Genomic DNA, 17,538 nt, shown 5'->3' with positions numbered 1-17,538 from the left:
ATGAACCAAGCGTGTTACTTGATGGGAAAATTGGAAAAATGGGAATCGCAGTAGTCGAGAACATCATTGGCCAGACCGTACGGCGTGATATTGGCCGCATGAAGCGCTTCGTCGAAGGGCAGCTCGAAGCGGCCGCGCGGTCGATCCTGAACACGCCCAACGCCCACGTCGGTATCGTGACGGGCTTTTTCATACGCAACGCCGTTCCACCGTCGCCGGAGACAGATGGCCTCGGCGGCATGGCGCATATGGCCGCAGCGCTCGTGAACCTGGGCATTCCGGTGACCGTGATTTCCGACGCGCCATGCAGCAAGGCGGTCTGGGCGGTCACCACGGAACTGCCCAAGGAGGTGTCGCTTGAGATCACCTCGCTGAGCGAGGCGTCGGTCAGGTTGTTGCGGGACCGGCTGAGTGCGGGCGAGCGGCCGCTCACGCACCTGATTGCAATCGAGCGGGTATCGCCGGCGAACGACGGCAAGCCGCATCGCGAATACGGTGCGGACATGTCGGACGATACTGCGCCGTTGCACCTGCTGTTCGACGATGCCGGGTGGCAACGCCCGTGGGTCACGATCGGCATTGGCGACGGCGGCAACGAGATCGGCATGGGCATCCTGCCCGAGGAGATTGTCCGCGAGGATATCCCCAACGGGCCCCTCATCAGCGCGGCTACCCCGGCGGATTTCCTGATCGTGTCCAGCGTCTCGAACTGGGGTGGCTGGGGACTTGTCTCTGCCATGGCGATGGTCGCGTCGAAGGAAGAGGCCGCACGGCTTCTTGCCGACTTCAACCCGGAGCGCGACCGGGCCTATCTCACCGCCGCGGTAGTCGTCGGACAGGCCGTCGACGACAGCCGCATCGACCTCGCCGCGACACCCAAGATGAGCGTCGACCGGCTTGCGTGGGAACAGCACGCACAAGTGCTGGGGCAGCTTAGAGCGCACATAGACGGCTATCTCGCGGATCTGCCGCGTACGTGAAAAACGGCGCCTGAAAATGGCGCCTAGAAACCATACAGGTCTGCCGGGTTATCGACAAGGATCCGACAGGTTGTGGTGTCGTCAGATATCCATGACGCCAGGTCTTCAAGCAGTCTTGCGGCGTCTGGCTTTTTGTCGGCGGACTGGGTGGGATGGGGCCAGTCCGTTCCCCATAGCATCCTGTCCGCGGCATGCAGTGCGAAGCTGCGCGCAACCTCCCCGGCGTCTGCGTAGTCGGGCCCACCGGTTTGCGACACCAGATAGGGGCCGCTCAGCTTGACCCAGGTTCGGCCACGCGCTATCAGCTCCTTGACTACCCGGAACGCGGGATCCAGCACCCCGGCTGGTTGCGGGATCTGTCCCATATGATCGATGACAAGACGCGACGACACGCTCGCAAGCAATGCGTGATGCTCCAGAATCTGCGCAGCCGTGGCATTGAGCTGGATATGCCAGCCCAGCGGTTCGATTCGCTCCGACAGCGGCGCGATCATCGCCACGGTCAGACCGACCAGGTACTCCAGGTTGAAGCGCAGCCCTCGCACGCCGGCGTCATGAAGAGTGTGCAGTTCACGATCAGTCACTGTGTCAGGAACCGAGGCAATGCCGCGCGCATTCGTTCCGAACTGGCGCAACGCATCGAGCAGACAGCGGTTATCGGTGCCATACGTGGACGGTTGAACCACGACATGCCGTCCGATACCGAGCCGCTGCTGTAACGCGCGATAGTCGGCGACTGTTGCATCGGTGGGGCGCAATTGCGCGGCCGGATCGAGCGGATACCGCGAGTCATAGATGTGGTGATGAGTGTCAGTCAGTTTCCCGCGGGTGTTGGCTACAAGCGTTTCCAGCGATGATGCAGGTTCGCCCCGACGGGTAGTGAGGGTCTCATCATGACGATCGCAGTTATCGCGGGAAACATCGGAGCAGTCCTGTTTGTCCTGCTTCAAGGTGCTCTCCTCTTCTCGGCTCGTCCTTGCGCAGGACGAGTCAACTGTGAAAAGACGGCGGCTCGCTACTGCTGCGCGCTGACCGAACCTTCTCCGGGTTCCGCGACCGCGTCGATCTCGATCCGCACGCCGTTGAGCGCGCATCCGATGGTAGTTCGTACCGGCGCGATATCGCCCATCACCTGCGCGTACACGGCGTTGAAGCGCTGAAATTCGCTGATGTCGGACAAATAGACCTGGACGCGAACGAGCCGGCTGAAATCAGTGCCAGCGTCTTCCAGAACAAGACGCAAATTGTTGAGAACTGCGACCGTTTGCTCTTCGATCGTGTTTCCTAGCAAATTTCGCTCGGGATCTCGGGGAACCTGACCCGCCACAAATATCAGACCGCCTGCGCGGCGCCACAGGCAGTAGTGGCCGCCCAAAGACGGTTTCCTGATCGATTCAGTCATTTAGTGAAATCTCCACTGGAAGAAAATGTCGACAAGGGTCCGCAGGCGCTGACCTGTCGACGGCCATCATGGGCGTGCAACGACAGAACGTTCGTTGCCGAGCTGATCGCGGTATTCCCATCGCCCGTGGACGGAGCGGACGAGAGCATGGCTGTAAAGGTACGCGGTGGTGCACGTGTGCTCCGGCACCAGCAGCAGCCGGTCGCCCGTGTCGAGCGTTTCGTTGCGAATCACGGTGTGCTCTTCATTCATCATCACGATTTCACCGGCTCCCTGAAAACGCTGTTGCGCTGGCTTGTCCGGCGAGATCGCCTTGCTACCGGCATCCAGCGTCGACGTGCCATTGCGGGTGGAAATAACCGTCGTCAATACAAACGCGGCCGCAAGCCAGTCGTGATGCGCAAGCTCCCTCAGATGCTGCGCGTTCGAATACACCCAGGTGCCCGGCGACACATGCCGCATGACGGAGCGTGGCCACAGGTCGAACGTATAGCTGCATGCGCCGACCGCATCGACGTCGATGCCCTCTTCGCGCAGGCTCGACTGCAGGGCCTCAAGGGTATCGGCAAGCTTTTGCACCGCGACTTTGCGCTCGTCATAAGTACCGCGGATGTTGCCGTCGTAGAGATGCCAGCCCGCAAGCCGGCCGATCCGGACAACCGCGCGAGCAAGTTCAAGAGCGGTCTCATCCATTGGGACTCCCGTGCGCCCCATCGCCGGGTCGAGATCGACGCGCAGGTTAATCGAAGCCGGCGCGCCCTCGAGCAGCCGGGTCCACACGTCCAGTCCGTGGCGGGAATCGATCAGGCCCGTCAGTTCGGCCTTCGGAAACTTCGCGGCCAATTCGATAAACCGGCCAATGTTCTGCGGGTTGACAGTCGGGAACGCCCAGGTGACGCGCGTGGCGCCTGCGGCCAGCACCATTTCGACCTCGGTAACCGTACTGGCCTTGAACGCGCTGACGCCATTGGCCAGCAACAGGGCAACGAGCCACGCGGCACGGTGAGTCTTCACGTGCGGCATCAGGCGCTCGACGCCGCCGCACGCCTGGGCGGTGACCTTCAGATTGTGCAGGATGCGGTCCTCCACCACCACGAAACAAGGTGTCGCGACCGCCGGCACGAGGTCCGCGGCAAGTGGGGGGAACGTGTTGTGTGTAGTCATGGCGTCATAGAGTCATGGTTAGGGGCAGCGGGGTCGTCTCGCTCGCCGGCCTGTACCTCACTGGAGAGCGACCTCGCATCGATGACAGTGGCTAGTGGCGCAAGTCAGAAAGGAATGCCTGCGCGCGCGGGTGTTGTGGCGACCGAAAGAACGTTTGCGGGTCGGCTACTTCGAGAATTGCGCCGCGATCCATGAACCATACGCTGTCGCTCACCTCGCGCGCGAATCCCATCTCGTGGGTCACGCACATCATCGTCATGCCGTCTTTGGCAAGCGACTTCATGACGTTGAGCACTTCGCCAACCATCTCCGGATCGAGCGCGCTCGTCGGCTCGTCGAACAGCATCACTGGCGGTTCCATAGCCAACGCACGTGCGATCGCGACACGTTGCTGCTGCCCTCCCGACAACTGCTGCGGATATGAGGTCGCCTTGCTGGCCAGTCCCACGCGATCGAGCAATGCCAATGCCTGCCGTTTCGCCTCCGCGCGGCTCTTTCCCGCCGCCTTCGTCGGCGCGAGGCACACGTTGTCGAGTGCTGACAGATGAGGAAACAGGTTGAACTGCTGAAACACGAAGCCGACACGACTGCGAAACTGGTTCAGATTCATCCCGGCCTGATGGACGCTCGTTCCGTCGACCGTGATCTCGCCTCCCTGAATCGCCTCGAGGCGGTTGATGGTACGGATCAGCGTCGACTTGCCCGACCCCGAAGGGCCGCACACGACCACCACCTCGCCTCGCTTCACCTCGGCGGTTACGTCGACCAGCGCCTGATACTCGCCATACCACTTATTAACTCTGGACAACTGAATCATTGATGAAGCTCCTGACATTTGGCATCTTGCCCGAAGCGCGCCGGTGCGAAATACGCTGTTCGACCACCTGCACCCATCGGGTGAACGTGTAACACACCGCGAAATAAACCAGCGCGAGTACCAGAAAGACCTGAAACGGCTGCGTGAGAAGGCTGGCGTTAATCTGTTGGGCCGAAAACGTCAGTTCCTGAACACTGATTACATAACCGATCGACGTGTCCTTCACCGTCGAAACGCATTGGCTGAGAATGCTCGGCAGCATGTTGTACAGCGCCTGCGGCAGAATCACGTGGCGCATCGTCGATGCGTAGCTCAGCCCGAGCGAGCGCGCGGATTCGGCCTGGCCTTTGGGCAACGACTCAATACCCGCACGGACAATCTCGCTCAGGTAAGTCGCCTGATAGATCACCAGTGTGACGACCAGGGTCGTGAACGCGCTGACGATATGGCCGATCAACTCCGGCACGAGGAAATAACTCCAGAACACCAGCATCACGAGCGGCACACCGCGCACGATACAGACGATCACCACGGCAGGAGCACTCAGCAACCTGTAGGGCGAAACCCGGCACAACGCCAGCAGCAAGCCGAGCGGAAAGGCAAAAGCGAGACCGAGCAGCGCGAGAATCAGCGTGAGCGCGAGACCGCCAATCGGCCCATTCGGATATGGCCCGAGCAGCAGGAAATGCGCATTGTTGGTGAGTATGTCGAGCATCGCTTATTTCGCCAGGATACGTGTGTGGCGCGTAATCACTGCTCCGACACCCATCACGCCCAATGAAATGGCCAGGTAGATGACCGTTCCAACGAGATAGATTTCAAAGGTTTGAAAAGTACGGTTCTCGATGTCGCGCACCGTATATGTCAGCTCCGCAACGCCGATCGCCATCGCAAGGCTGGTGTTCTTGAAGAGCACCACCGTATGGTTAATGAACGGCGGCATTGCGATGCGGAAGCTTTGGGGCAGGATTACGTATCGCATCGACTTTGCAAAGCTCAAACCCAGCGAGCGGGCTGCCTCGTGTTGACCTGTCGATACCGCCCGCAGGCCGCTTCTAATGTCCTCCGAGTAGTACGCCGCCATGCACAGGCCAATGGCAATCGACGCGAAGATGAATTCACCTCCATGCGCATTGATCCATTGTTGCGTGCTGTCGGGCAGTAGCGTCGGAAATCCGAAGTACCAGAGGAACAGTTGCGCGAGCATTGGCACGTTCTGGTGGTAGGCAACGTAGCCAGCGACCAGCCTCTCGATGATCGGGTTACCCATCGTGCGCAGCGTCGCCATCACCGTTCCGAGCGCAACCGCGAGTAGCCAGCTGGTCAGCGTGAGCAGCACAGTTAACTGCACGCCCAACATGAGGTTTTTCAGATTCGGAGCCTGAAATAGGCTCGAAAAGTCGAGATGTAACAGCATGAGCAATCCCCATCACACAGAACGGCCCGAAGGTCAGCGTTTGATCGCCCCAATCCTGAATTCGCGATGCATCTGATAAATGGTGTTGGGCCCAAGCCACTTGTCGAATATCTGCTGGGCTTCGCCGGATTTCTCCATACCGTCCAGCGCGTTGTTCACCGCGTCGAGCAATGCCGGCTCGCCCTTCCTGATCCCGAGCCCCCAGTACTCCAGGCCCACCGGCGGCGACAGCGCTGCAACGTTGGTGTCATGACCGAGTTTGGCTGCAAAGCGGTGCATGATGGGTTCGGAGACGACAAAACCGTTGACCTTACCTTGCACCATGGCCAGAAAAGCGGACGGCGAGTCGTCATAGCTGACGAGCTGCACGCTCGGCATGACCTGCCCCATGATGGCGATATTGCTGGAGCCTTTGATCGTACTCACGCGCTTGCCGTCGAGGTCGTCCCGGACCTTGAACGGGCCGCCGGTCTTCACGGCGATGATCTGTCTGGCCACATAGTACTGATGGGTGAATGCGAGTTGCCCCGCGCGCGCCGGCGAGTAGCCGAGCACCGCGGCGAGCACATCGACGCGGCCTTGCAGCAGTTCGGGGATGCGTGCTTCCATAGACACCACCTGCAACACGGGCTTGACGCCCAGCATCTTCGCAACGCCCTTGCAGTAGTCCACGTCGTAACCGACGATTTCTCGCGACGCCGGATCTTGGAAGCCGAATGGCTCGAAATTGGCCAATACACCGCACACCAGCGTTCCGCGCGTCTTGATGTCCGCGAGCTGATCCGCCCGGGCGGAGCCCGCCAGCAGAGCGAGGGTGAGTACAAGCAATGTGGCGGTGAGTTTGTTAGACAATTTCATGCGATCTCCGTAGACAGCGTGCTTCATCACACAACGTCGACCTGCATTGCGGATGACATGGAGGTCGTATTCTTGGCGGAAAATAAACGCAAACAAAGAGATATTTATGCATAATTGTTCATTCCGAAATCAGATGGATTCGAGAGGGGCTGCGTGGCACATCAGATTACTTTTCTGCAACTCGAGGCACTGGTTGCAATCGCGGACATGGGTTCGTTCGAGGCGGCCGGGCGCAAACTCGGCAGCGTTCAGTCCGGTGTGTCGCGCCATGTTCGCGAACTGCAGGGGCAATTCCCGAAGCCGCTATTCGACCGCGTTTCGCGATCGGCACGGCTGACCGTCGACGGCCTCGAGGTACTCTCTCAAGCGCGCGCGATTCTTCAGCAACGCGACTATCTGTTGAGCCAGTATGCGAGCGAAAAGGTACTCCGGCGTTCGTTGAGGCTGGGCGTGACCGAACTCGCGGCACTCACCTGGTTGCCGCGCTTCATCGATGCACTGCGCTCTACTTTCCCGCTGGTGAACGTCGAGTTGGAGGTGGGCGGCGTCGCTGCGGAACTCTACGAAAAGCTCAGACTGGCGCAGCTGGATCTGGCCATCGTGCCCGATACGCCTCGCTGGACGGACATGTTGAGATTCCCGCTCGCCAACGTGCGTAACGGCTGGTTCTGCAGTCCCACGTTCAGCATGAAGCGGCGCAGGCTCGCCGTGTCCGAGCTCGGTCAGTTGACGTTGCTTTCGCAGTCTACCGATTCGGCGGTCGGACATGTGATGAGCAAATGGCTCGAGCGTAATGGCGTGCGACCGCGCAGCATCCTGACCTGCAACAGCTTCGCGGCGCTGGGTGGCATGGCGAGCGCCGGGCTGGGTATCGCCTGTCTGCCGAAAGCCATTTCGCGCGAGCTCGTTACGCTGGGCATGTTGTTCGAAGTCCATGTGGCGCCCGCGATCCCACCCGTGCGTTACGTCGCCGTCGCGCGGCACGACGCGCTGACGCCGTTTCACCGCAAGGTCATTGCGCTCGCGCGCGCAACGTGCAACTACGCGACGCGCTATCAGGACGCCGGCGCACCGTTGCCAAGAGAAGCTGAATAGCAATGCTGACTGTCAAACAGATTGAGACGTTCTACTGGATAGCGAAGCTCGGTACTGTCCAGCGCGCAGCCGACAAGCTCCATATCACGCAGTCCGCGGCGACCAAGCGCCTGCAGGATGTCGAAGCCAGGTCCGCGGCACCTTTGTTCGAACGCGGCGGCAAGAAAGCGAGGCTATCCGCGAAAGGGAACGAGATATTCGCGCTGTGCGAGGGCTTGCTGGATAGCATTGGGCGGCTGCAGGCCTCGCAGGACGCCGACCGGCATAGGGCCCGTGTGCTGCACATCGGTCTGACTGAACTGGTTGCGTTGACCTGGTTCCCGGCGTTTCTGCAGGAGATGCGCGAGTTTTTTCCAAATGTCATCCTGCAACCCCATGTCGACATGTCCGGGCCGCTGCAGGAGCAGGTGATCGATGGACGCCTCGACCTCGCGATCCTGCCCGAACCGGAGGTACCCGCATCGGTCGCGCGAGTACCGCTCGGGAGCGCCCGCTTCGCCTGGTTCTGCCGTCCCGGCGAGTTCAGCAGCAAGCGCAGGGTGCCGCTGCGCGAACTGGCCACCCGTCCAGTCATTGAGCAGATTCCCGTATCCGTCATTACGATCATGAGTTCAAGGGCCTTCGAGAGGGCGGGCGTCGATCCCCAGCGTATTTGCGGCGGCAATAACGCGGTCGCGGTGGGAGGCCTCGTGGCGGCTGGAGTTGGCGTGAGCTTACTGCCGGTCGATCTTTTCAGGCAGCAAATCCAGGACCGCCTGATGCAAATCGTGACTACCGCCCCGCCCGCGCCGCTGGTTCGCTATGACGCGATTTTCCTTAAGCAGTCACATTCCGCGCTAGGGCATACGGTCGCGGACGTTGCACGGCGTTGCTGCCACTTCAGTTCAGACGAACAAGCGCCGGCGCTGTCGCGCGAAAGATGACAGGACGCGCAAGTTCCGACACGATCAGGATCGCTTATATGACCCGGACCTGTGCCCCGCACCACGCCGGCACCGGAAAACGATGGCCGGTTCCGCGAAATCACTATATCGAAGCAAAATTGACGGAGATAATAATACGATTTAGTGAAGGCTAGCGGACAGCAAATATAGTCATGCGCATTTCCTTGCAGCAAATCGAAACCTTTTACTGGGTTGCGCGACTCGGCGGATTTCACGCGGCCGCACGTCACCAGCATCTCACGCAACCCACCATCTCCGCGCGCATCCAGGAGTTCGAAGAGCACCTCGGCGTGCGGCTATTCGAGCGCAGCCGGAGCCGCTCCGAACTGACGCTGGCGGGCCGCGACGCACTCGCCAACGCGGAGCAAATGCTCAAGCTCGCGGACAAACTCGAATGTATCGGCAAGCGCCGCGACCCCATGCAAGGGCTGCTGCGTCTTGGCGCGAACGAGTCCATTGCTCAGGCGGGACTTGCGGAGTTGCTCACGCATATGAAGACGCGCTATCCGCAGATGAAAATCGAGCTCACCATCGACGTCGGCGTAACGCTTGGTCGCAAGCTCGGCGCTCGCGAACTCGACGTCGCAATACTGAACGATTCCACCGATGCTCCGAACGTCGTGGAGACGGCAATCGGTCATACCGATCTCCACTGGGTTGCGTCGCCGCTACTCGTGCCTGATCGCGTTGTCACGCCTCTCACGCTTGCGCCTGTTCCGATCATTACCGTCTCGCAGCCGTCGTCGAACCATTCGCTCGTCATGAACTGGTTTCGCAACGCCGGCTGTACGCCGGAAAACATCAGCTCGTGCAACTCCCTGTCTACCATGTTGCGGCTCGTCGCGGCGGGGCATGCTGCGGCGGTGCTGTCTCCGGCGATCATGCGCGCGGAGCTCGAGGGCGGACTGATTCATGTGCTCAACACCGAACGGCCCGTTATACAGCAGGCCTTTTACGTGGCCTATCAGGACGAGCGCCATGGCGGCATGGACACCATTGTGAAACTCGCGAAAGATGTGCTCACGCGCAGCCGTTTGCTCATTCCCGACTAATCGCCGCGGCGCGCCATTTCCGCGCGTCTCTCACCCCTATCGGCAGGCGCTGGTTAAGCTCACCTTGAGCGATTCCCAGCATAACGCGGTCGTCACGGCACTGTAAGGTTAATGGGGAGGCGACGGTAGAATGAAGTGATGAAGAAGACAAAATCGCTTTATCACGGCCACCGTTTCCCTGCCGTGGTCATCAGCTGCGCGGTTCGCTGGTATTTCCGGTTCAGCCTGAGCCTGCGCGACATCGAGGAGCTGTTGCTCGAGCGTGGTGTCGTGGTCACGTACGAAACGATCCGTTGCTGGTGCGACAAGTTCGGCGCTCGATTCGCACAGTGCGCCAAAGCGGCGCGACGCAAGCCAGCGAGCATATGGCATCTGGACAGGCTCTGTCAACTTGGTGGGCGTAGGCTACCTACGTAGCCAAAGCGTAGTTATCCTTATCAGATAACTTCCTCGACTGCGGCAATAACAGTCCAACCATGCCATGTGGCGAAGCGTTCTTTGAGTACGGCACGATGCCATGCCGCGTTCATTTGATGTCTGGGCAACGCGCAGTGCTGCCGTATCGGTCCGAAGCATGAGAGGAATGCCTGCGTGCGACGCGCATCGCGAAAGCCGCACATCTGGCGTTCGCGCCTGCGGGTCGGCTGGTGGCTGTTCTCGGCACGGTTGTTCACGCGTGCAGCCGCTTTGACAAAAACGTGCTTCACATGAGCGAGTTCCGGAATTTCAGCCTTCGCCGCCGGATAGCTGCGCAGCTGGTCGGTAACGATCTTGCGCGGCACCGGGTTTGAACGCAGCACCCGCCGGAAGAAGCGCTTTGCCGCAGCCTTGTCGCGCCGCTTTTGCACCAGCACGTCGAGTTCGGCACCATGCTCGTCGACCGCTCGCCACAACACATACGGCTCGCCGCGCAGCGTCACGAACATCTCGTCCGGATGCCATATGCTCGCTGGCTTGCGTCGCGCCGCTTTGGCGCACTGTGCGAATCGAGCGCCCAACTTGTCGCACCAGCAACGGATCGTTTCGTACGTGACCACGACACCACGCTCGAGCAACAGCTCCTCGATGTCGCGCAGGCTCAGGCTGAACCGGAAGGCGAACCGCGCAGCTGATGACCACGGCAGGGAAACGGTGGCCGTGATAAAGCGATTTTGTCTTCTTCATCACTTCATTCTACCGTCGCCTCCCCATTAACCTGACAGTGCCACACGCAGGACTCGCACCGCGTCGACGGGGAAATGATAATCCGCGCCCGGTCTGATTACGGTGTCGGCGGAGCAGGAAGAGTTGCCGACGCTATGTCGATGCGCAAACGCCCCATCCCTCTCAAGGGTGCCCGCACGCCAATCCGTGAAGATGCTTTCGCGAAAAACGCATCGTGAGACCCGGCCATTAGGCTACCGCCGCGTTAAAACTACCCGCGGACGGCCCGATCTGTCTTCAAACCCGTCACCGGGGCTTGCGCCGGCGAGCGTACGGATTGTCTCCGCAGTGCGGAGACAATTACGGATACCTGTTCGGCCTCGCGGCCGTCTCCTCGCCCGGGCGAACCGTCCGCCCCCGAGTCGCATCTCGCGAATGATTGCAGGACGACTGCCCGATGTGACCACTCGCGGCCTCGCTCACCGATCAACGGTGCTGCACTTTCCGTGTCGCCATGTAGGTGTCGAACAGGCCCGCATGCAGCCGGCTGAGCTCCTGGCGCAGCCCGATGAGTTCATGCTGGTCGCCTTCGTGCTCCCGGCGCCGGATCTCTCCGAGCAGGGCCGTCGCGCGCCATGCCGCCTGGTCACGCTGTACGCGCGCCTCACCTAACCTGCCGGCGAGCGCCGGCTTCACCAGCAGCAGCCAGGCCGGGAACCAGGCGTAATCGTCCACTTCGCCGGTGCCAGGGAATTCGGCATCGAAGCGCCGGCGCAGCGCGTCCAGCGAAGCATCACCCAAGGTGGGCAACAACGCCACGAACCTCGCCGGCGCCAGCCAAGTCAGCTGCGCGAGCAACGGCCACGCCGCATCCAGGCCGGCCGCCCGGTAGCGTGCCTCGGTCCTCCACGCGAGCGGTGCCGGCATGCGCCACCAGGACTCAATGGCCTCGACCGCTTCGCTGGCGGCGGCCCAGGCGGCCGCCAGCAGCCACAGCGGCGCGGCGTGGCTGTCGGCATCGGCGCTCTGAAATGGAAGGGTTGCGGCCTGCCGGGCGAGCGATCGCCAGCACGGTGCGAGCCATGCGGAAACGGTGTGCGGGGGCAGCACCCGCCAGGCGGCAAGTACGACCTCGTCCTCCAGGTGCCGGCGTGCGCTGGCCAGCGACTCGTGATCAGAAAAGGGCGTGGGGGATCCGCGTTCCAGCTCACGAACCAGCACGGTCATCGCGGGCAGCGCGCCATCGTCCGGGTATTCGGCGGCGAGCTGCGCCAGTGCCGTTCGCGCGGCCGCCACATCCCGCCGCTGCAACGGCTCCAGCACGTCGTTGCGCAACATCACGTCACGGCTGTCGGCGAAGATGTCGAGCTGCTGAATGGTGGGCTGCTGCATGTTCATCCCGCTCAGAAGAGCTGATCGTGAAGAGCGGCCAGATTAGCCCACTTCACGGTGCTGCGGAAGGTACTGCCGTCTTCGTGCACCGACTCGATGATCACGCGCTGGCCGCTCGCTTCGGCGATCACGCGCACGGTCCGCTCGCCATAGCGCATCAGCGCGCCGATCGGCGGACAGACCGGGGCCTTCCGTCTCCTGCGCGGGCGGGTTCTATTTTCCATCCCTCTTTCCCCGCTTGCGGTGCACTACGGTCTGGCTGGCTGGCGCGGGCGCGACACGCGGCGCGCGTGAAGGGCGTGTCGCCACCGGCCGCGCCGCAGTGGAGGCGGACTTCGCGCGGGCTGGGCGGGCGTCGCGTGTATCCGCCTGCCGCAGTGCCGCCAGCTGTTGCTGCAGCGTGACATTCGTGGCCAGCACGGCATCAAGCCGTCCCTGCAGCACGCCCGCCTGGTGACGCACGTCCCCGAGCTGCGCCTGCAGCGCCTCGACCGCCCGGTGATGGTCCGCCCCGCGACTGTCGGCCCGCTTGACGGCGGCATCGAGCTCCTTCTGCAGCTTCGCGGCCGCACCCCGCTCGCGGTCGATCTCCAGCAGCGCGCGCTTTTCCGACGCTCGCAGGCGCTCTTCGGCGCGTTCCGCGCTCTCGCGCAGCTTCTCGAGATCCCGCGAGAAACCTTCGCGCACCTTGTCCAGTTCACGGTCGCGCACGCGCGCCTCGGCCTTGAGCCGGACGACCTCGGCCTCGCACGCCTGCCGCGCCGCGTGGCCCTCGGCCTGCGCCTTTTCCAGTTCGCGCCCCTCGACCTGCGCGGCAAGGAGCGCCGCCGTGCGCTGTTCGAGCGCGGTCTCGGTGCGACCCAGTTCGTCGCGGGCAGCAACGACCGACCGTTGCGCCTCAACGCGTTGCGTCTCGACCTCGTCGCGCAGCGCGTCGAGCGCGGCTTCGGCAGCGGCGGTTGCGCGGGTCCAGAGCGCCGCCACCAGTTCGCCGGCAGCCGGCCCCAGATCGGCGGGCAGGTCCGGGTGGTCGATGCGCACCCGGCTCTTTTCGCGCAGTTCGGCCCAGAATTCACCGAGCACCTGGGTCGGCGTGCTCATGCTGCCCCGCTTCACCAGCTGATAAAGCCGGTTCGCGGTCGGCGTGATCCCGAAGCGGAAGAACAGTAGCGCGCAGACCTCGCGGTACAGCTCGCGGGTCTTCGGGAATGCGGCCTTCAGGCGGTCGATTTCAGCGGCGAGACGGGTTTCGTCAGGGAGGGCGTCGGCCATGGAAGCATGCTGGGGTGGAATCGGATAAATAATACAACGTAAACCGCCCTATATCTAATGGATTGGCCCGCCTATTTTGACATTACGGCTATAATGTTGAAAATCTCGAGCCGAAATCTGTCGCCTGCCTAGTCTCACCTTTCTCATGTCCGGTTCCGCCATCCCGCCCGTTGCCGTTGTGCCCAAGCCGCTAGACGCGCTGGATATCCCTGTCGCACTGGATGGGCGTGACGGCGTAAACCGGGCCACCGGGCGCCAGGCGCAGATTGCCGCGACCAATGACCTCGACGCGCTCCGCGCGTGGCTGGCGCGTTTCACCGATACGAAAACTACGTTCGAGAACTACCGCAAGGAAGCCGAACGTCTGCTGCTCTGGTCGATCGTCCAGTTAGGCAAACCACTCTCCTCGCTCACCCACGAAGACCTGCTGGTCTATCAGTACTTCCTCGCCGATCCACAACCGTCGGCCGTCTGGATCGCCGGGAGCGGCCGGAAACATCCGCGAACCGATGGCCGCTGGCGCCCGTTCCATGGGCCCCTCTCTCCTGCCAGCCAGCGGCAGGCGATGGTGATCCTGAACGTGATGTTCGCGTGGCTGGTGCAGGCGGGATATCTTGCCGGCAATCCGCTCTCCCTGTCGCGCCAGCGGGCGCGCAAGGCACCGCCGCGGATCACCCGTTACCTCGAGCCGGAGTTGTGGCAGGAGGTCAAGGCGTACATCGTGTCGATGCCGCACGAGACAGAGCGTGAGCGGTTTCACCATGCGCGGGTGCGATGGCTCTTTACGCTTCTCTATCTGGGCGGCCTGCGCATCACTGAGGTCAGCGCCAACACAATGGGACAGTTTTTCAGCCGGCGCGATGCGGCCGGACGCGATCGCTGGTGGCTCGCGGTGACCGGCAAGGGTGGCCGCGAGCGGCTGGTGCCGGCCACTGCCGAAATGATGGGGGAACTCACCCGCTACCGCCGCGCGCAGAATCTCCCCGACCTCCCCTTGGCCGGTGAAAACACGCCACTGGTGCTTCCTGTCGGCGAGGTGCGCAAGCCGTTGACCCGCTCTGCGCTCCACACCATCGTCAAACGGGTTTTTTCGAGCGCAGCGCATAGCTTGCGAGCGAGCGGCAATTCGAATGAAGAGCGGGCGAAGCGCCTTGAACAGGCATCAGCCCACTGGCTGAGGCACAGCGCGGGCTCCCACATGGCCGATCAGCTGGTCGATCTCCGGTTGGTCCGTGACAATCTCGGTCACACATCCCTAACGACGACAAGTCAGTACCTCCACGTGGACGACGATCGGCGTCACCGCGAAACTGAAGAAAAGCATCGGATCGGATGGTGAAGCCGTCGTGGGGTAACGCGGCTCCGGGTCTGGCAGAACGCAGAATGTACCTGCCGCGGTCGGGGCCCCCGCGATCACCTGCCGCGTCGCGGTAAAGGCCGCAATCGACCGTCGGGCTGAAGTATGTGATCGCTCGTGTTTTTAGAAAAGCGCCACAACTGGTCAGTCGAGTACTTCCTGTTCTGCGGTAAATTCTGACTCCGCGAGCAGGAGCGCCAGATCGGTCCAACCGGCGCTCGCTGCAAAGGCGCTCATCCGCACCACCTGCTTGTCTGCGGCGGGGCGGCGACGATCCTCCGGTATATCTTCCGGACTCATCCTGAAGGGGCGAAGCTCATGTCCGACGCCGCGCGCCGTTTCTGCAATATTGGCTGCGATGCGAAACCCTCCCTCATCCACGTCGCCCCAGTGCAGCACCGGCACGCCTCGTGGCAAGCCGGCAAGCACGCGCGCAAACATCGCGCGCCAAGACGGGGACGGCATGCCCGCCGTGTAAATTAGCAGCACATTATCGTTTGTGCGACGCCTGGCCTCGCTATGAAACGTCGTCTGGTTTTCGATTGTCAGCACGACTTCCGGTGTTCCTTCAATACCGAGGATAGTTGCTGCCGGAAAAGCACCGTAGCGGTCATGCGCCTGCCGAGCTTGAGGGCTTCTTCGAGGACGGTTTCCGGCAAGGCCTTTCCGGCAAGAACCGGATCATTTATCAGGTCCGCGACGAGACCGTGTTCGTTCTTCTCGTGGTCGACGCTCGACGCGACCTGCCCTCCCTCCTCCAGAGAATCGTGCTTCGGCTGATGTAACGCGTCAGGACGGCCGCCTTGCGTTTCACACGCATTACATGCGCGCGCTGCGCGCCCGACTCAGGAAGCCTCCGGACCCGTGCGAAACCCGAAAATGTCCAGCACATGCAGCGCGCGTGCAACGGGTATGTTAATCAGCATTCTCTCCGGCTAAGGGCCTTCCCTCGACAATCGAACGCGGGAAACACTAATTGTGAGATACGGATTACTCATTCAACCATGACCGCACCCCGGCTCGCGCTTTTCTTGTATCTGATCGCTCAATGGCGAACTCCGACGCAGATAAAAAGCGCCGACCGGTTTGCACTCGAACTACCGGGGCGCAACGCGAATCCTGTCGCGTCGAGCCCCCGATATCCCCTGCAATGCCTCCACGCGTTGCCGTGTTTATTGTGGTGCGTCACCTTCGCGATGTACCGGCTGCGTCTGCTTCAGGCTCTTCGCGAGGCGCGAGGCCTGCAGATAGCCGGGATTCGCGGGCCGCTTCAGATAACGCCCGGCTCCGCGCCGCGCGCGCAGGTCGCCGTCCGCCCACACGAGTTCGCCTTGTGAGACGGTGTGTGTCGGCACGCCGCGAACCGTCATCCCTTCGAACACGTTGAAGTCCACGTTCTGATGATGCGTCTTGACCGATATCGCGCGCGTGGCCTCGGGATCCCAGACGACGAGATCGGCGTCGGCACCCACGGCCACCGTGCCCTTGCGCGGGTACAGGTTGAAGATTTGCGCCGCATTGGTGGAAGTGACGCGCACAAATTCGTTCGGCGTGAGCCGGCCGGTGTTCACACCTTGATCCCACAACACCGCCATGCGATCTTCCACGCCGCCGCAACCATTCGGAATTCTCGTGAAATCATGGCGGCCCATGGCTTTCTGCGAAGCGCAGAACACGCAGTGGTCGGTTGCGGTGGTGTGCAGCAGGCCGCCCTGAAGCCCGCGCCAGAGCGCGTCGCGATGCTCCTGGGTACGGAACGGCGGACTCATCACGTGGGCGGCGGCGCGCGTCCAGTCCGGGTCGCGATAGACCGACTCATCGATCACGAGATGCCCCGCGAGCACTTCGCCGAATACGCGCTGCCCTTCGCCGCGTGCGCGCGCGATCGCCTCGAGCGCGTCTTTCGCCGAGACATGCACGATGTACACCGGCACTCCGAGCACCTGCGCGATGCGGATGGCGCGATTCGCTGCCTCGCCTTCGACTTCGGGTGGCCGTGAAAGCGGATGCGCCTCGGGCCCCGTGAAACCGCGCGCAAGCAACTGGCGTTGCAACTGGAATACGAGCTCGCCGTTTTCCGCATGCACGGTAGGCAGCGCGCCCAGTTCGAGTGAGCGCGCAAAGCTGTTCACGAGAATCTCGTCGTCGGCCATGATGGCGTTCTTGTAGGCCATGAAGTGCTTGAAGCTCGATACGCCATGCTCGTTCACGAGGAGCCCCATGTCCCGATACACGCTTTCATCCCACCACGTCACCGCCACGTGAAGGCCATAGTCAGAAGCGGCTTTCTCTGCCCAGCCGCGCCACTCGCGAAAGGCGTCCATCAGCGGTTGCTTCGGGTTGGGGATGACGAAGTCGATGATCGATGTCGTGCCGCCCGCAAGCCCCGCCGCCGTGCCCGTGTAGAAGTCGTCGCTGGCGGTCGTGCCCATGAAGGGCAGCTCCATATGCGTGTGCGGATCGATGCCGCCAGGCATCACATATTGGCCACCGGCGTCGACCACGGTCGCGCCCGCAGGCGCGTCGAGGTTCTCGCCAACGCTCTGGATCACGCCGTTTTCGCAGAGCACGTCCGCACGCCAGCTCTTGTCTGCATTGACGACGGTGCCGCCTCGAATCAGGATCGCCATGATGCCAAGTCTCCT

The 17,538-nt window shown here is 62.1% G+C and carries 18 protein-coding genes and 2 pseudogenes; 7 read left to right on the top strand and 13 right to left on the bottom strand.

Annotated features, from left to right (window positions below):
• The first annotated feature begins 38 nt into the window (after positions 1 to 38).
• Complete coding sequence (locus OKW41_RS21495) at positions 39 to 980, top strand: glutamate cyclase domain-containing protein (RefSeq protein WP_429573895.1); 942 nt, start codon at positions 39 to 41, stop codon at positions 978 to 980.
• A 23-nt stretch (positions 981 to 1,003) separates the two neighbouring features.
• Here the strand turns inward: OKW41_RS21495 and OKW41_RS21490 are convergent, their stop codons facing one another.
• The 7 genes from OKW41_RS21490 to OKW41_RS21460 form a co-directional block, all read right to left on the bottom strand.
• Positions 1,004 to 1,930, bottom strand: a complete 927-nt coding sequence (locus OKW41_RS21490; protein ID WP_429573894.1) for an amidohydrolase family protein — start codon at positions 1,928 to 1,930, stop codon at positions 1,004 to 1,006.
• A gap of 65 nt (positions 1,931 to 1,995) precedes the next feature.
• The gene (locus OKW41_RS21485; RefSeq protein ID WP_429573893.1) at positions 1,996 to 2,382 is read right to left on the bottom strand and encodes a RidA family protein; all 387 of its coding nucleotides are present in this window, start codon (positions 2,380 to 2,382) and stop codon (positions 1,996 to 1,998) included.
• Between the two features lie 66 nt (positions 2,383 to 2,448).
• Entirely contained in the window at positions 2,449 to 3,504 is a 1,056-nt protein-coding gene (locus OKW41_RS21480) for an alanine racemase (protein ID WP_429573892.1), read from the bottom strand.
• A gap of 133 nt (positions 3,505 to 3,637) precedes the next feature.
• Positions 3,638 to 4,363 (bottom strand): amino acid ABC transporter ATP-binding protein, encoded by a 726-nt coding sequence (locus OKW41_RS21475; RefSeq protein WP_429573891.1) that lies wholly within the window; start codon positions 4,361 to 4,363, stop codon positions 3,638 to 3,640.
• On the bottom strand, positions 4,341 to 5,078 hold the full coding sequence (locus OKW41_RS21470; protein ID WP_429573890.1) for an amino acid ABC transporter permease: 738 nt from the start codon (positions 5,076 to 5,078) through the stop codon (positions 4,341 to 4,343). The genes OKW41_RS21475 and OKW41_RS21470 overlap by 23 nt, the downstream gene beginning before the upstream one ends.
• A 3-nt stretch (positions 5,079 to 5,081) precedes the next feature.
• On the bottom strand, positions 5,082 to 5,780 hold the full coding sequence (locus OKW41_RS21465; protein WP_429573889.1) for an amino acid ABC transporter permease: 699 nt from the start codon (positions 5,778 to 5,780) through the stop codon (positions 5,082 to 5,084).
• Between the two features lie 33 nt (positions 5,781 to 5,813).
• Complete coding sequence (locus OKW41_RS21460) at positions 5,814 to 6,638, bottom strand: ABC transporter substrate-binding protein (protein ID WP_429573888.1); 825 nt, start codon at positions 6,636 to 6,638, stop codon at positions 5,814 to 5,816.
• 153 nt (positions 6,639 to 6,791) lie between these two features.
• Between OKW41_RS21460 and OKW41_RS21455 the strand changes: the two genes are divergently transcribed.
• The 4 genes and pseudogenes from OKW41_RS21455 to OKW41_RS21440 all read left to right on the top strand — a co-directional run.
• Positions 6,792 to 7,733 (top strand): LysR family transcriptional regulator, encoded by a 942-nt coding sequence (locus OKW41_RS21455; RefSeq protein WP_429573887.1) that lies wholly within the window; start codon positions 6,792 to 6,794, stop codon positions 7,731 to 7,733.
• A gap of 2 nt (positions 7,734 to 7,735) precedes the next feature.
• The gene (locus OKW41_RS21450; RefSeq protein WP_429573886.1) at positions 7,736 to 8,656 is read left to right on the top strand and encodes a LysR family transcriptional regulator; all 921 of its coding nucleotides are present in this window, start codon (positions 7,736 to 7,738) and stop codon (positions 8,654 to 8,656) included.
• 173 nt (positions 8,657 to 8,829) lie between these two features.
• Positions 8,830 to 9,729, top strand: coding sequence for a LysR family transcriptional regulator (locus OKW41_RS21445; protein ID WP_429573885.1), 900 nt, complete (start codon positions 8,830 to 8,832; stop codon positions 9,727 to 9,729).
• 138 nt (positions 9,730 to 9,867) lie between these two features.
• Positions 9,868 to 10,113 (top strand): annotated as a pseudogene (locus OKW41_RS21440) (IS6 family transposase); the annotation flags it as partial.
• Between the two features lie 53 nt (positions 10,114 to 10,166).
• Here the strand turns inward: OKW41_RS21440 and OKW41_RS21435 are convergent.
• From OKW41_RS21435 to OKW41_RS21420, 4 genes and pseudogenes are all read right to left on the bottom strand, one after another.
• A pseudogene (locus OKW41_RS21435) lies at positions 10,167 to 10,893 on the bottom strand (IS6 family transposase).
• A gap of 465 nt (positions 10,894 to 11,358) precedes the next feature.
• Positions 11,359 to 12,270, bottom strand: coding sequence for a hypothetical protein (locus OKW41_RS21430; RefSeq protein WP_429573884.1), 912 nt, complete (start codon positions 12,268 to 12,270; stop codon positions 11,359 to 11,361).
• A gap of 5 nt (positions 12,271 to 12,275) precedes the next feature.
• Positions 12,276 to 12,488: a hypothetical protein gene (locus OKW41_RS21425; protein ID WP_429573883.1), complete on the bottom strand. Its 213-nt coding sequence runs from the start codon at positions 12,486 to 12,488 to the stop codon at positions 12,276 to 12,278.
• Entirely contained in the window at positions 12,478 to 13,536 is a 1,059-nt protein-coding gene (locus OKW41_RS21420; protein ID WP_429573882.1) for a DNA-binding protein, read from the bottom strand. Before OKW41_RS21420 ends, OKW41_RS21425 begins: the two co-directional genes overlap by 11 nt.
• A gap of 145 nt (positions 13,537 to 13,681) precedes the next feature.
• Between OKW41_RS21420 and OKW41_RS21415 the strand changes: the two genes are divergently transcribed.
• Positions 13,682 to 14,875, top strand: a complete 1,194-nt coding sequence (locus OKW41_RS21415; protein WP_429573881.1) for a tyrosine-type recombinase/integrase — start codon at positions 13,682 to 13,684, stop codon at positions 14,873 to 14,875.
• A gap of 162 nt (positions 14,876 to 15,037) precedes the next feature.
• Here OKW41_RS21415 and OKW41_RS21410 read toward each other — a convergent pair whose 3' ends face one another.
• A complete protein-coding gene (locus OKW41_RS21410; RefSeq protein WP_429574355.1) occupies positions 15,038 to 15,466 on the bottom strand; it encodes a Wadjet anti-phage system protein JetD domain-containing protein in 429 nt (142 codons plus the stop codon).
• Between the two features lie 11 nt (positions 15,467 to 15,477).
• Here OKW41_RS21410 and OKW41_RS21405 point away from each other — a divergent pair, with 11 nt between their 5' ends.
• The gene (locus OKW41_RS21405) at positions 15,478 to 15,678 is read left to right on the top strand and encodes a type II toxin-antitoxin system RelE/ParE family toxin (RefSeq protein WP_429573880.1); all 201 of its coding nucleotides are present in this window, start codon (positions 15,478 to 15,480) and stop codon (positions 15,676 to 15,678) included.
• 387 nt (positions 15,679 to 16,065) lie between these two features.
• Here OKW41_RS21405 and hydA read toward each other — a convergent pair whose 3' ends face one another.
• A complete protein-coding gene (hydA, locus tag OKW41_RS21400) occupies positions 16,066 to 17,523 on the bottom strand; it encodes a dihydropyrimidinase (RefSeq protein WP_429573879.1) in 1,458 nt (485 codons plus the stop codon).
• Between the last annotated feature and the right edge of the window lie 15 nt (positions 17,524 to 17,538).

Source organism: Paraburkholderia sp. UCT70 (genome assembly GCF_050434085.1).
GTDB lineage: Bacteria > Pseudomonadota > Gammaproteobacteria > Burkholderiales > Burkholderiaceae > Paraburkholderia > Paraburkholderia tuberum.
This window is presented reverse-complemented; position numbering and strand designations above follow the sequence as displayed.

What these genes read in the sequence shown, in the direction of transcription:
- OKW41_RS21475 (WP_429573891.1), bottom strand. Translation starts at nt 4,363, where the DNA reads ATGATTCAGTTGTCCAGAGTTAATAAGTGGTATGGCGAGTATCAGGCG.
- OKW41_RS21460 (WP_429573888.1), bottom strand. Translation starts at nt 6,638, where the DNA reads ATGAAATTGTCTAACAAACTCACCGCCACATTGCTTGTACTCACCCTC.
- OKW41_RS21485 (WP_429573893.1), bottom strand. Translation starts at nt 2,382, where the DNA reads ATGACTGAATCGATCAGGAAACCGTCTTTGGGCGGCCACTACTGCCTG.
- OKW41_RS21495 (WP_429573895.1), top strand. Translation starts at nt 39, where the DNA reads ATGGGAATCGCAGTAGTCGAGAACATCATTGGCCAGACCGTACGGCGT.
- hydA (WP_429573879.1), bottom strand. Translation starts at nt 17,523, where the DNA reads ATGGCGATCCTGATTCGAGGCGGCACCGTCGTCAATGCAGACAAGAGC.
- OKW41_RS21420 (WP_429573882.1), bottom strand. Translation starts at nt 13,536, where the DNA reads ATGGCCGACGCCCTCCCTGACGAAACCCGTCTCGCCGCTGAAATCGAC.
- OKW41_RS21450 (WP_429573886.1), top strand. Translation starts at nt 7,736, where the DNA reads ATGCTGACTGTCAAACAGATTGAGACGTTCTACTGGATAGCGAAGCTC.
- OKW41_RS21415 (WP_429573881.1), top strand. Translation starts at nt 13,682, where the DNA reads ATGTCCGGTTCCGCCATCCCGCCCGTTGCCGTTGTGCCCAAGCCGCTA.
- OKW41_RS21425 (WP_429573883.1), bottom strand. Translation starts at nt 12,488, where the DNA reads ATGGAAAATAGAACCCGCCCGCGCAGGAGACGGAAGGCCCCGGTCTGT.
- OKW41_RS21430 (WP_429573884.1), bottom strand. Translation starts at nt 12,270, where the DNA reads ATGAACATGCAGCAGCCCACCATTCAGCAGCTCGACATCTTCGCCGAC.
- OKW41_RS21470 (WP_429573890.1), bottom strand. Translation starts at nt 5,078, where the DNA reads ATGCTCGACATACTCACCAACAATGCGCATTTCCTGCTGCTCGGGCCA.
- OKW41_RS21445 (WP_429573885.1), top strand. Translation starts at nt 8,830, where the DNA reads ATGCGCATTTCCTTGCAGCAAATCGAAACCTTTTACTGGGTTGCGCGA.
- OKW41_RS21465 (WP_429573889.1), bottom strand. Translation starts at nt 5,780, where the DNA reads ATGCTGTTACATCTCGACTTTTCGAGCCTATTTCAGGCTCCGAATCTG.